This is a genomic window from Belliella marina (assembly GCF_042682445.1).
GTDB classification, from domain to species: Bacteria; Bacteroidota; Bacteroidia; order Cytophagales; family Cyclobacteriaceae; genus Belliella; species Belliella marina.
The window spans coordinates 472489-486451 of record NZ_JBHUHR010000045.1 but is presented as its reverse complement, the minus strand read 5'-3'; the positions used below and the strand labels follow the sequence as shown (position 1 = coordinate 486451).

Below are 13963 nucleotides of genomic sequence, written 5' to 3'. Positions count from 1 at the left end.
CTATTCTTCCCCCTCTTCAATTTTTTCTTCAACTTCCTCTTCCTCCTCCTCATTGGCTTCCATGCTTTGGTTATTGCCATTATTTTCAAGGTGAAGGACACAACCAATTGGGAAATGGTCAGAATTGACATCTGGATGAATGTTGATACGATTCAGGGTAAAATGTTCACTCACAAAAATATGGTCTAATGGCCACCTCAAGAAAAAATACTTCGCGTGGAAAGTATTGAACAAACCTCTGCCTCTCCTCAAATCCAGCAGGCCGCTTATCTTCAAAAACAGTTCACTGGAGTATGACCAACCCACATCATTCAAATCCCCAATCACAATGCATGGGCCCGCATGCTCTTTGGCTTTCTTCCCAACTTTAAGGATTTCTGCATCCCTGTCGGTACTTCTTGGATTTTCGCTCGGAACGGGAGGGGTTGGGTGAATACCATATATACGGATACTTTTCTCTGGACTAAGCACTAGATCCAACTCAATAGATGGGATTTCATCATCTATTAAGTAATTCACAGATTCATTCGTAAATTCATATTTGGAATAAAAGAGTAAGCCGTAAGTATTTTCAAGAGGGACTTCAATTTGGTAAGGGTAGTCTTTTTTGAATCCCTGGATTGCATCAGCCCAAGCCTGGTTGGTCTCCACAAGGAAGAATACATCGGGATTGACCTTTTCGATCAATGATATGGTCTTTTTGTATTCTGTATTGTGTTGGTACACATTCAGAACCATCAAGTGGATCGAATCGCTTTCATCTGACTGACTGTCTGCGATCATTTTTTCACCAAAGCTGGTGAATGGGAATATTTTTACTGCGAGAAATATGGCTAGGGAGGAGATTGTGATGATAAAGAATAGATCCAGCCATTCTGGATTCCTGTAGGATTTGATCAACCAAAATGCTAAAATTACCAGAGTAATGATGAATTTTTGCACCCTGGGATACTCAAATACCCTAAAAGTCCAGTTGTCATGTTTGATCAATGGCAGTAAGCCAGAGATTAGTATCAAAACTGAGATGGTGATTAAAATTTGCCTCATATGGTCAAGATTCTAGCAATGAATGGTTTTGCTTTGGGGTATTGTTGTCCCAATTGTGATTAATTCGCAAACTAATGAATTTTTATCTTTGGTTAGGGGTTATGTATGTGTATATTTTTAAAATGATTTTCCACTAAAAAAGAAGTCTATATTATGTCACTTAATCCTTTTAATGCTAAAAAAACAATTGCCACTTCCAAAGGTGAGTTCAATTATTGGAGTTTGGGCACACTTAAAGAAGCAGGATACAAAATCGATCAATTGCCATTTTCCATCAGAATTTTACTGGAAAATGCCCTCAGAAACTTTGATGATTTTGCAATTACCAAGGAACATATTGAAACTTTGGCCAACTGGTCTCCTGAATCCTCCGACAAAGATGTCCCCTTCAAGCCAGCTAGGGTTTTGATGCAGGATTTCACGGGGGTCCCGGCAGTGGTGGATATCGCATCATTGAGGGCCGAAGCAGTGAGAAAAGGAAAAGATCCCAATAAAATTAACCCCTTGATCCCAGTTGATTTGGTCATTGACCATTCTGTACAGGTGGATTATTTTGGGACGAATTATTCATACCAAAAAAACGTAGACGTAGAGTACGAGCGAAATGGGGAACGCTATCAATTTTTGAAATGGGCCCAAAAAGCATTCGATAATTTTTCTGTTGTCCCTCCGGGGATGGGGATTTGCCATCAGGTGAATTTGGAGTATTTGGCGCAGGGAGTGATCGCCAGGGATGGGAATGTGTTTCCCGACACCTTGGTGGGAACCGATTCACACACACCCATGGTGAATGGGATTGGAGTAGTTGCATGGGGTGTTGGTGGTATTGAAGCTGAGGCTGCCATCCTAGGCCAGCCTATTTATTTTATCATGCCGGAGGTTGTCGGGCTAAAATTGACAGGAAAGCTTCCGTTGGGAACCACAGCTACGGATATGGTTTTGACGATTACCCAACTTTTGAGGCAACATGGGGTGGTTGGTAAGTTTGTAGAGGTATTTGGATCAGGTTTGGATAATTTGACCGTTCCGGACAGGGCAACCATTTCCAATATGTCCCCTGAATTCGGTTGTACTGTGACCTATTTCCCCATCGATGACCGCACACTAGACTATATGTCCAAAACAAACAGGGAGGCCGATCAGATCAAATTGGTGGAAGAGTATACAAAAGCCAATATGCTGTGGAGGGAAGGTGAGGACAAGATCCAATACAGTTCGGTAGTTGAATTGGATTTAAGTACCGTTGAACCCACGGTATCTGGACCAAAGCGGCCACAGGATAAGATTTTGGTAAGGGAATTCAAACAAAAATTCGGAGAGCTTCTAAAAGAGGTCCATGGGAGGGAATATATTCCAATAGATAAAAGAGATGAAGGCCGCTGGTATGGTGAGGGCGGGAGCCAGCCGGCAGAGAATGTGAAGGAAAGTTCGGCTCCCGTAGAATATGAGACGAAAGTAAAGAATGGATTGAAGTCGGTAGTTGTCAAGCTCAACAATGAGAAATTTGCCCTTTATGATGGATCCATCGTCATCGCAGCGATAACTTCCTGTACCAATACTTCCAATCCAAGCGTCATGATAGGTGCAGGATTGGTAGCCAGAAAAGCGAGACAAAGAGGTCTGGATGTCAAGCCTTGGGTGAAAACTTCCCTTGCACCAGGTTCAAAGGTAGTTACGGATTATCTGGAGTCGGCAGGTCTTTTGGATGATTTGGAGGCCTTGAGATTCCATGTTGTAGGCTATGGCTGTACTTCCTGTATCGGGAATTCCGGACCATTGCCAAGCCATATTGCCAAAGCAGTAGAAGAAAATGACATGGTAGTGAGTTCTGTGCTTTCGGGAAACAGAAACTTTGAGGCAAGAGTGCATCCTCAAGTGAAGATGAATTACCTGATGTCTCCGATGCTGGTGGTTGCCTATGCACTGGCAGGTAGGGTAGACGTTGATCTGAACAATGAACCAGTGGGATATGACCCAAATTTGGAACCAGTGTACCTGAAGGACATTTGGCCTAGTAATGACGAGATTTTTGAAGTGATGAACAGGGTGCTTTCACCTGCAGACTTTGAGAAGAGTTACGGAGAGATTTTCGAGGGAAATGACCAGTGGAAAAACCTGGAAGCGCCCAAAGACGAGATTTACCAATGGTCTGGGGAAAGTACTTATATCAAAGAAGTGCCATTTTTTGAAGGTTTGCCAGAGGAAGTACTGGAGCCAAAAGATATCCATGGGGCAAATGTTCTCTTGAAATTGGGTGATTCGATCACAACAGACCATATTTCACCGGCGGGTTCTTTTTCAGAGTCCAGTCCTGCAGGCCAGTATCTGATCAACAGGGGAGTAGTAAAGAAAGATTTCAATTCTTATGGCTCAAGAAGGGGGAATGATGAAGTGATGGTTCGAGGAACTTTTGCAAACGTCAGAATCAAAAATCAGCTTGCACAAAAGGAAGGTGGATATACGACTTTTATCCCAAGTGGGGAAGAAATGAGTATTTACGAAGCATCACAAAAATACCAAGCACAAAACACCCCACTTATCGTCTTGGCAGGAAAAGAATATGGAAGTGGATCATCAAGGGACTGGGCTGCCAAGGGAACTAGCCTTCTTGGAATCAAGGCGGTCTTGGCAGAAAGTTATGAAAGAATCCATAGAAGCAATTTGGTTGGGATGGGAGTTCTTCCATTGCAGTACAAAGATGGACAGAATGCCAACACCCTCGGTCTTACAGGTAAAGAGAATTTTAGCATAAAAGGGATAACAGATGGGTTGTCACCACTTAAAGTGCTGCAGGTTGAAGCAACACGGGAAGATGATTTTACCCTTACATTTGAAGTTGTCTGTAGACTGGATTCAGCGATAGAAATAGAATACTACAAAAATGGGGGGATCCTCCATTATGTATTGCGGGAGTTTCTGGCAAAGTGATATTTGAGACACAAGACATGACAAAAAGTTGACTTGAGACCTTTGGGTACGCTGCGACGTACCCAAAGGTCAATGTCTTGTATATAGGAAAGATAGTTAGGTTAATTCGAATCTTTATCAAGAATAACAAGCTGTGTGATGGATGACTTGTATGTGCAACTCTGTGGGAGGATTAGGGATAAGACTCACCTTTGCCTTCTCGGTGAGAAATTTTGAAGTAAGTATAGGGGAGGGGAAATTGCCAACTTTCAAAAATAAAAAAAACGGGGAAATGTAAACCGTGTATCCATTTCCCCGAAAAAACTGATAGGATTCAAAAAACAAAGTGCTAAATATTCCTATACATCGAAAACCAAAAAATAGAAATTTGCTTAAATCACCTATGTAAAATTAAGGCTTTCCTTCTTTCCAAAAAATACCCTGTAGTTGGTATTTTTTAGCAATAATTGTACTGAATTTTGTATTATTTTAATAATAAACTAGTATTGAAGTTGAAAATGGGCGCAAAGTCATATCGACACAAGAAAATTTTTCTCGTTTTGTATCTGACTAATGTGATGTAAAATCGTTACGACTTTGACGTTTAAACAACTGACCTTTTCCCACCAAATACCAATAGTGTCGAAAGCTCATTAAACCATTAACTTTAACCCAAATTAACTTAGTTGTTAATATATTTTATAATTTAGCTTTATGAAATGAAGTATGATGAAAACGTCCCACAGAGGGATGTTTTGTCCATGCTAAGATTCCCCCGAAACAAGCCTGCTGCTGGCAAATGCAGGTTCGGGGCAAGCTATATGGCCATTAAAAAACAAACTACAATCATATGAAAGGTATTATATTAGCAGGTGGTTCAGGTACTAGACTTTATCCCATTACCAAGGGAGTCTCCAAACAACTTTTAGCAATCTACGACAAGCCTATGATCTACTATCCATTGTCGGTGTTGATGCTGGCTGGAATCAAGGAAATCCTCATTATATCCACCCCGCAAGATCTACCGAATTTTATCAATCTTTTGGGAGATGGTTCGGAATTAGGCATGACTTTTGAATATCGAGAACAACCAAGCCCGGATGGCTTGGCCCAGGCATTTATCATAGGGGAAGAATTTATCGGTGATGATGATGTTTGTTTGGTATTGGGAGATAATATCTTCCACGGCCACGGATTGACCCAGATGCTTCAAAATGCTGTAAAGACTGTGTCGAAAGATGGGAAAGCAACGGTTTTTGGTTATTATGTCCAAGACCCAAACAGGTATGGTGTGGTGGAATTTGACAAGTCTGGCAATGTATTGAGCATAGAGGAAAAACCAAAAGAGCCCAAAAGCAATTACGCCGTGGTTGGATTGTACTTCTATCCGAATTCCGTGGTGAGTATTGCCAAGGATATAAAACCAAGCGAAAGGGGAGAACTGGAAATCACCTCAGTCAACCAAACCTATTTGCAACAAGGTGAACTCAAAGTTGAATTGATGGGGAGGGGTTATGCATGGTTGGATACCGGGACACATGAGTCCATGATGGAAGCTTCCAACTTTATCCATACAATAGAAAAGAGACAGGGACTGAAGGTAGCCTGTCTGGAAGAGATCGCCTATGAGATGGGGTATATCGATGATCAGGAACTTCTTGCTTTGGCCGAACCTCTGAAAAAGAATGATTATGGTCAGTATTTGATTAAGAAAATAGGTAGGAAACAACCATAAGGTTGTCTCTCTCAATTCTTATTTAAGTAATTAAAAAGATCAGCCATTGCTGATCTTTGGCAACCTTATCAATTTGCAGTCAGATGTATATGTAAAAGGTCTCATATTACATTGGCTATCAGGTCTGTGGCAAAAACTTGAATTTATGACCAAAACTAGTAAATGTTTTACGATGTAATATGTTAAGTCAGAATGGTTTGAGTGGTCGTATTTGGGGTGTGAAATACGTTTTACTCGATTTGAATTAGGGGTGTATTGGTTAAATACAATTGATTGATTGAATATAAATATTAGTAAGAATCATGAATTATAGGAAAAATTTTGAATTTAAGTATCCTTATAATTACATTTGTCCAAATTAGTTTTTTATGGTGACTTTTCTAGCAATCTGCACAGCATTCTTGATCGGGTTTTTGATCACACCGGTTTTGATCCTCCTTTTAAAGAGATTAAACCTTATAGATGCTCCTGGAGGTCGAAAGATCCACAATGGTTTTATTCCTTCCATGGGAGGGATAAGTTTTGTGGTAGGTACCCTGATTTCGATTTTGACCTGGTTTTCCATGAATCAATTGATAGAGATAAGGTTTCTTTTGACTGCTTTTGGATTGGTTTTCATGCTCGGTCTTAGAGATGACATGGTAGATCTCTCTGCTTGGCAAAAAATATTGGGGCAATTGATAGCTGCCTCTATTGTAGTATTCTTTGGTGATATCCGGTTTTCGAGCCTATATGGATTTCTGGGTATATATGAGATTCCCCTGGCTATAAGTTATTTTATCAGCGTTTTCACTATCATGGCATTGACGAATTCATTCAACCTGATTGATGGTTTGGATGGTTTGGCAGGCTCTATAAGTGTTGTCACCTTTTTGTTTTTGGGTTGGTGGTTTATGCAGGTAGACATGGTGAGTTATTCCTTGTTCGCATTTATCCTGGTAGGAGGGGTACTTTCTTTTTTGGTATTCAACTGGCACCCGGCAAAAATATTTATGGGGGATACAGGTTCCCTTAGTTTAGGTTTTGCACTTTCTGTATTGACTATTTTATTTGTTGAGAAAAATGGTTCTATGAATGCCTATGAAGGTTGGAAATTTAGTGCACCCATTGCCTCTGGGATTGCCCTTCTGATTGTTCCTATCTACGATACCTGTAGGATATTTACCAAAAGAACCTTGAAAGGGAAGTCTCCGTTGGCTGCTGACAAAAGCCATATACATCATTTTATGATGAGGATGGGATTGAGACATGATCAAGTGACCATCACAATCGTATTGATCAATACATTTTTTATAGGTATGATTTTTATTGGATCCAATCTGAATGACCATGTTTTGTTGCCTGTCATTGCCATCATGGCTGTCACATTGGGTTTGAGGTTGGATGTAATAACATTGAAGCGAGTGAAAAAAATCCAAAGGGAAGCCCCACCAATTCTCTCCCTAAGGCAAAGAAGAAAGAGGGTAAACAAACCAGAAGTAAACCGCGAAATTCTGGAGAAGGTAAACCTCACCCAAAATTAAAAAAAAAGAATTTTTTTAAGGGTTTGTATTATCTTTCAGCTACATTGGAACGATAATACAAAGTCCACTTGATTGCCTGTAACCAATTAGATAATAACAGCATTTCGTTTCGCTCTTCTGCTGGATATGACTCCCATATATGCCAGAGTTGCACATGCTACATGCGATTTTCTAGATAGATTTAGCTGAATGCTTATGTTACGGTCGATGATAGTGGGGAATCACAATATGACCAATCACCCAAATTCAATGCAGAAGTCTATTTTGTTGTCAGCACCTTTGTTGTCAGGTAATGAGAAAAAGTATCTGGATGATGTACTCCAGTCACCTTATATTGCTGCAGGTGGATCTTATTTGGAAAGATTTGAAAATGGATTTTCGCCATTGCTATCTCCTTGCAAATTGATAGCATTGAATTCTGGTACTTCAGCCATCCATTTGGCACTCATACTCTTGGGTATAAAACCAGGCGATGAGGTGATTTGCCAATCCTTTACCTTTTGTGCTTCAGCCAACCCGATTGTTTATTTGGGAGCGAAACCGATCTTTGTGGATAGTGAGGAGCAAACCTGGAATATGTGTCCATCTGCTTTGGAGGAAGCAATAAAGGAAAGAATAAGATTAGGAACCAAACCCAAAGCGATCATCGTCATTGATTTGTTTGGCATGCCTGCAAAATATGATGGGATTTGTTCCATAGCACAAACCTATGGAATCCCTCTAGTGGAGGATGCAGCAGAATCATTGGGATCAAAATACAAGGGACAAGTATGCGGTACTCTTGGGGATTTGGGGATATTTTCTTTCAATGGAAACAAAATCATCACTACGGGTGGAGGAGGGGGCTTGGTATGCAAAGACCTGGCATTGCTTGAAAAAGGAAGGTATTTGGCGGCTCAGGCTAGGGAAAAGGTGCATTATTTCGAGCACCATACTTATGGATACAACTATAGGATGGGAACAATCCCGGCAGCCATTGGCTTGGGACAGTTGGAAAGCCTGGAAGACAAAGTGATGAGGAAAAGAGCTGTATTTGGGAATTATAGAAGGCTATTAGAGAGATTCCATGGGATTTCTCTCTTGGATGAGCCAGAAGGTTTTTATTCCAACCGCTGGTTGACGACTGTACAGATTGATCCCCAAGTTGCGGGGTTCGATAGGGAAGATCTCAGGTTGGCATTCGAAAAGGAGAATATAGAGAGCAGGTATCTTTGGAAGCCACTGCATTTGCAAGTAGCATTCAGGGGTTTGCCATATTATGGGGGAAATGTAGCAGAAGGCATCTATGAGAAAGGTTTATGCCTACCGAGCAGTGCACATTTGACAATAAGGGAACAAAACAGGGTAGTGGATGTTATAGCATCCCTTTATCAAAAAGGAATCTAATCAAATGTATCAAAAGTTTGGAAAGAGAGTTGTTGACCTTGGATTGGCATTGAGCTTATTGACCGTGTTTTTTCCGATTTTTCTGATAGTATGTATACTATTGTTGGTCAAGAACAAGGGGGCGTTGTTTTTCTACCAAGATCGTCCCGGCTTGAATGGCAAAGTATTCAAAATCATCAAATTCAAAACAATGGTCGATGCATTTGACCAAGAAGGAAGACCTCTTTCGGACGCGGAGAGAATCACTCAGACGGGTGCGCTTGTCAGGAAAACATCATTTGATGAATTTCCACAATTGTTCAACGTCATAATAGGCGAAATGAGTATGGTCGGTCCTCGGCCTTTGTTGGTAGAGTACCTGCCCCTTTACGATGACCTACAGCAGCAGAGACATACGGTGAAGCCAGGGATCACCGGCTGGGCACAGATCAACGGAAGGAATGCAATTTCTTGGGAAAAAAAGTTCGAGTTGGACATTTGGTATGTGAATCATATCGGTTTATTGTTAGATTTGAAAATCCTCCTCTTGACATTTGGGAATGTGCTACAGGGAAAAGGAGTCTCCCAACAGGGACATGTGACAGTTGGTCGATTTACTGGAAGTAAAAAAACAAAAATTGAATTCGAATAATATGTATATCTACGGGGCATCTGGGCATGCCAAAGCAGTGCTTGATCTTCTGGAAGATTTGGCTGGTGTGAAAGGTGTATATGACGATAACATGGGGGTCAAAAGTATTCTTGGTTTGGAAGTAAGCCACCCGAATTCCAAAAAACTGCCGGGTGATTTTCCTTACATTGTTGCCATTGGAAGTAACCTTGTCAGAAAAAACATTGTAGAGCAGAAACTTGCCGAACATGCATTTGTAACACTTGTTCATCCTTCTTCAATAGTATCCAAAGCTGCTGAACTTGGTGTCGGAACAGTGCTGATGGAAAATAGTATTGTCAAAATAGATAGCACTGTAGGAAATCATGTTATTATCAATACCGCTTCAACCGTAGACCATGATTGTGTGGTTGGAGATTATGGTCACATTGGTCCAGGAGCGACGCTTTGTGGAGGTGTTTCCATTGGGAAGGGGACTTTGATTGGTGCGAAAGCCGTCGTCTTACCTGGAGTCAAGGTAGGTGAATGGTGTGCTATTGCAGCTGGAAGTATAGTACATCAGGATGTGGCTGATGGTGCTACATGGATTGGGACTGCTTTGAAAAAATGAACTAATCCATAAAGATGGTTTTTGTCTGAAATATCTTTGTTTTGAGAATGTGGAAGTATAGATGTCAGGTATTTCCACATAGGAATTCAATCAGATCTTCAAATCACTCAAAATATATATTACATTTTGAGTGATTTTCATAAAAGGTTTTTATCTTCATCTAGGTAATTGTACTTTGTGTCGAAATGGTTAAAATGAAGGGCTTTTTAATGAATCTCAAGATCATGCCAAAATGGGTGGTCGCAATGGTTGATGTCTTCATTTTAGGGATTTCGGCATTGTTGGGATATCTTATCAGGTTCAATTTTGAGTTTGCCATCGAAGAGGTACAGCAGAATTTTTTGGGAATAGTGATATTTGTACTTGGGGGGGCGTTGGTCATGGTTTTTACAAAAAGTTATGATGGGATTGTCCGGCTGGCTGGGCTTAAGGATGTTGTTGTTTTGTTTAAAACTATGGCAATTACCATGCTACTGGTACAAGGACTAAACATACTCTCTAAAGTTGCCTTCAAATCCATAAACTTTATTCCTACTTCAGTATTGATCATTGCAACCTTATTATCCTTGGTCTTTTTGGTGATTTACAGGTTTTTGATTAAAGAGCTTTTGATTTTCATGAAGACAGGGACGATTGAGAAAGGTTCCAGGACAGGGTTGATCTTTGGGGCGGGAGAAGCGGGTGTTATTACCCTTGAAGTGATCAAAAGAGATAGCAATACAGATTTGTTTATTCACGGCTTTTTGGATGATGATCCAAAAAAAGAAGGAAAGCAAATAAATGGAAAAGTCGTATACCGGGGGCTTGATCGACTTTCTGAACTGGTAACTAAATACCAAGTGTCGGAGATTATCATCGCTATCCAGGAAATTACGGTCCAAAGAAAAAGGGAAATCACCGACGCCTGTTTGAAATTGGACTTGCATGTGAGTATCGTCCCACCAATCAAGCACTGGGTCAATGGTGGACTTCAGGCGCAAGCAATCAGGGATGTGAAAATCGAGGACTTGCTTGGTCGGGAACAGATTTCTTTGGACAAACAGCATGTAGAAACAGACTTGAAAAACAAAGTTGTTATGGTCACAGGGGCGGCGGGGACGATTGGAAGTGAGTTAAGTAGGCAAGTGGCCTACTACAAGCCAAAGCTGTTGATTCTCTTGGATCAGGCTGAGTCACCTTTGTACGAATTGGAGCAAGAGTTAAAGCAAAGTGAGCCTGGCTTGAAATTCAAAGTCATTCTTTCAGATGTGAGGGTAAGGAGGAAGATGAACTTTATATTCAGAAGATACAGGCCGGAGGTGATATTTCATGCAGCTGCCTATAAGCATGTACCCATGATGGAGACTTATCCGGAAGAATCTGTGAAATGCAACATTCTGGGTACACAGATATTGGCTGACCTGGCGGTCATGACAAAGGTTGAGAAATTTGTATTGGTAAGTACCGATAAAGCCGTAAACCCAACAAATGTGATGGGAGCTACCAAAAGGGCTGCCGAAATCTATGTCCAATCCCTCAATTGTTTTTTGGAAACTAACCACAAACAAAGTTACACCAGGTTTATTACCACCAGGTTTGGAAATGTATTGGGGTCTAGTGGTTCTGTGATTCCTTTGTTCAAAAGCCAAATTCTGAAAGGAGGGCCGGTGACCGTCACACATCCGGATATCACCCGATATTTTATGACCATTCCCGAAGCCTGCCAGCTTGTATTGGAGGCGGGGGCGATGGGAAGTGGTGGGGAGATATTTGTCTTTGACATGGGGCAACCTCTGAAGATTTTGGATTTGGCAAAAAAAATGATCCAATTGAGTGGCAAAAAGCCACATGAGGAAATCAAAATCACCTTCACTGGCTTGAGGGAAGGTGAAAAGCTCTTCGAAGAGTTGTTGAATGATTCCGAAACGGTAAAAATAACCCACCATCCCAAGATCCTCATTGCAAAAGTGAATCCCGCGAACTTTTCAAAAATCGAAGGGCAGTTTTCACTCTTTTATAAATTGATTGAAAGTAATTCAGAAAATGATTTGGTTACCCATTTGAAGGCTATTGTCCCAGAGTATGTAAGTAGTTCTTCAAGGTTTGAAATATTGGATAGAATGAATTAATATCTTTATATATACTTTTATAAACTCTTTTAATTTCATCAATTATGAACAAATATGTAAAAATCGGAATAGTAGTTCTCGTTGTGGTGCTCACGGTAGTAGTTTACTGGAGGTACTTTTTTGTGTTCAGTGAGGGTGTGAAAGCTGGAAATTTGAATTATTTTGAGAAAAAAGGATTTGTTTTCAAAACATGGGAAGGTAGGTTGGTCCAAGAGGGTTTTCAAAGTCCTAGCGCCGGAGCCTTGCAAAGCAATGAGTTTAGATTTAGTGCCAAAGGGGAGGATGTGGCCCAGAAGTTGGAAAGGGCTAGTGGAAGGTTCGTTGAACTGCGCTATAGGGAATATCTTCATCCAGTTCCATGGCGTGGTGCCAGCAGTTACGTGGTCATTGAGGTGCTCGATGTGGGTGAGTCCAAAAAGGATACAGATGGTCCTCCTTTCAATTGATTAATCATACTTTACCCCAAGGACTCTTTTCGTGGAAAGTATCCTTGGGGATTTTTATAATGGTTCACTCAGGGGAAATTCGCGCGTCTTTATTCGGAGAATTTTTTGATGCTTTTGTGTTGATGCAGTTTTTTCGGTCTTGGCGAATACAAAACCTATAGGTTTCAAACCGATAGCAGTTTAGTCTACCAACCAAAGGTAATTTCCATAACCTTCTGATTCCATTTTATCCTTTCCAACAAAACGCATAGCAGCGGAATTCATACAATATCGAAGATTGGTAGGTTTTGGTCCATCGAAAAACACATGACCAAGATGGGAATCGCCTAGTTTACTTCTGACTTCAACCCTCATAATCCCAAACTCATCATCTACCGGTTTATCTATCAGCCTCGCATCTATGGGTTTGGTGAAACTTGGCCAGCCCGAATAGGATTCATATTTATCAGCGGAACTAAACAATGGAGCTCCGGATATGATGCAGACATAAATTCCCTTTTCCTTATTTTCATTGTATTGGTTGGAAAATGCCAGCTCAGTTTCATTATTCATGGTGACTGCATACTGGAGTTCATTGAGTCTTTTTTTCAACTCAGACTTTTCAGGTCTTATGTATTTCTCTTCCAGATTTGTAGGCCAATGCGTTGCGATAAATGCATCCCTTCCCGAGCCATTGCGATAGGCAAAGTAATCATCGGGATTTTTCTTGAAATAATCTTGATGGTAATCTTCTGCTTTATAAAAGGAAACAAATTTTACCACGGGGGTCACAATCGGTTTTTTGAAAATACCTGATTTTTCAATCCTTTCTTTGGAAGATTCAGCAAGCTGCTTTTGAGAAGAGTTGTGGTAAAAAATTGCAGACTCATATTGTGTGCCTCTGTCATAAAAGGATCCGCCTGCATCGGTCGGATCAAATTGTTGCCAATATATATCCAGCAACTCAGAATAGCTGATGACTTCTGGGTTGTAAGTTATTTGCACAGCTTCTTTGTGCCCCGTTTTTCCTGCACTGACATCTGCATAGGTTGGGTTTTTCTCTTTTCCGCCCGAATAGCCGGAAACAACAGATATTATCCCGTCTATCTTTTCAAAAGGTGCTTCAATACACCAAAAACAGCCAGCGGCAAAAGTAGCTTTTTCAACAGGACCGGCATATGATTCATTGGAATCAGTAGCAATGGTGCTTTCAGTTCCATTTTTGGCCTCCGAACAGGAAACTAAATTGACCGTAAATACGATTGTCAATAGCAAAATGGCTTGGTGAAATAGATTTTTCATATATGGATGGATTGCTGGATTAATATATGTGTTGGATGGCTGATTCATGTGTTTTTATTTTATGATTATCCGCTACTTTGCCAGTAGCCCTGGTAAACATCAAAGGATTTGTCCAGTCTATTGACAGTTGTCTGTAATCCCCAAGATTATGGCTAATGTATTTCTTTACAGGCAAAGTAGTGGATAGCCATAGTTTTTTTATGTATGATACAAACAGCTTCCCTTCTTGAATTGTTGCAAAAGGATGAATAAATATATACGATGTATGGCTTATAATGGGATTATGCTTTATGATCAGCAACTTTCATAT

The 13963-nt window shown here is 40.6% G+C and carries 10 protein-coding genes; 8 read left to right on the top strand and 2 right to left on the bottom strand.

Annotation, left to right across the window (positions count from 1 at the left end; translation table 11 throughout):
- A complete protein-coding gene (locus ACFSKL_RS18935; protein ID WP_376888351.1) occupies positions 1 to 1047 on the bottom strand; it encodes an endonuclease/exonuclease/phosphatase family protein in 1047 nt (348 codons plus the stop codon).
- A 153-nt stretch (positions 1048 to 1200) separates the two neighbouring features.
- Between ACFSKL_RS18935 and acnA the strand changes: the two genes are divergently transcribed.
- The 8 genes from acnA (at position 1201) to ACFSKL_RS18895 (ending at position 12372) form a co-directional block, all read left to right on the top strand.
- Positions 1201 to 3975: an aconitate hydratase AcnA gene (gene acnA / locus ACFSKL_RS18930; RefSeq protein WP_376888350.1), complete on the top strand. Its 2775-nt coding sequence runs from the start codon at positions 1201 to 1203 to the stop codon at positions 3973 to 3975.
- A gap of 829 nt (positions 3976 to 4804) precedes the next feature.
- Entirely contained in the window at positions 4805 to 5689 is an 885-nt protein-coding gene (gene rfbA, locus ACFSKL_RS18925; RefSeq protein WP_376888348.1) for a glucose-1-phosphate thymidylyltransferase RfbA, read from the top strand.
- Between the two features lie 368 nt (positions 5690 to 6057).
- Positions 6058 to 7212 carry an MraY family glycosyltransferase gene (locus ACFSKL_RS18920; protein ID WP_376888346.1) on the top strand — a complete coding sequence of 385 codons (1155 nt, stop codon included), beginning with the start codon at positions 6058 to 6060 and terminating at the stop codon, positions 7210 to 7212.
- A 249-nt stretch (positions 7213 to 7461) separates the two neighbouring features.
- Positions 7462 to 8598: an aminotransferase class I/II-fold pyridoxal phosphate-dependent enzyme gene (locus ACFSKL_RS18915; RefSeq protein WP_376888344.1), complete on the top strand. Its 1137-nt coding sequence runs from the start codon at positions 7462 to 7464 to the stop codon at positions 8596 to 8598.
- 4 nt (positions 8599 to 8602) lie between these two features.
- The gene (locus ACFSKL_RS18910) at positions 8603 to 9229 is read left to right on the top strand and encodes a sugar transferase (RefSeq protein ID WP_376888343.1); all 627 of its coding nucleotides are present in this window, start codon (positions 8603 to 8605) and stop codon (positions 9227 to 9229) included.
- On the top strand, positions 9216 to 9818 hold the full coding sequence (locus tag ACFSKL_RS18905; protein WP_376888341.1) for an acetyltransferase: 603 nt from the start codon (positions 9216 to 9218) through the stop codon (positions 9816 to 9818). The genes ACFSKL_RS18910 and ACFSKL_RS18905 overlap by 14 nt, the downstream gene beginning before the upstream one ends.
- A 209-nt stretch (positions 9819 to 10027) precedes the next feature.
- A complete protein-coding gene (locus ACFSKL_RS18900) occupies positions 10028 to 11926 on the top strand; it encodes a polysaccharide biosynthesis protein (protein ID WP_376888339.1) in 1899 nt (632 codons plus the stop codon).
- Positions 11927 to 11970: 44 nt separating this feature from the next.
- Complete coding sequence (locus ACFSKL_RS18895) at positions 11971 to 12372, top strand: hypothetical protein (protein WP_376888337.1); 402 nt, start codon at positions 11971 to 11973, stop codon at positions 12370 to 12372.
- A 180-nt stretch (positions 12373 to 12552) separates the two neighbouring features.
- Here ACFSKL_RS18895 and msrA read toward each other — a convergent pair whose 3' ends face one another.
- Positions 12553 to 13653 (bottom strand): peptide-methionine (S)-S-oxide reductase MsrA, encoded by a 1101-nt coding sequence (gene msrA, locus ACFSKL_RS18890; protein WP_376888335.1) that lies wholly within the window; start codon positions 13651 to 13653, stop codon positions 12553 to 12555.
- Between the last annotated feature and the right edge of the window lie 310 nt (positions 13654 to 13963).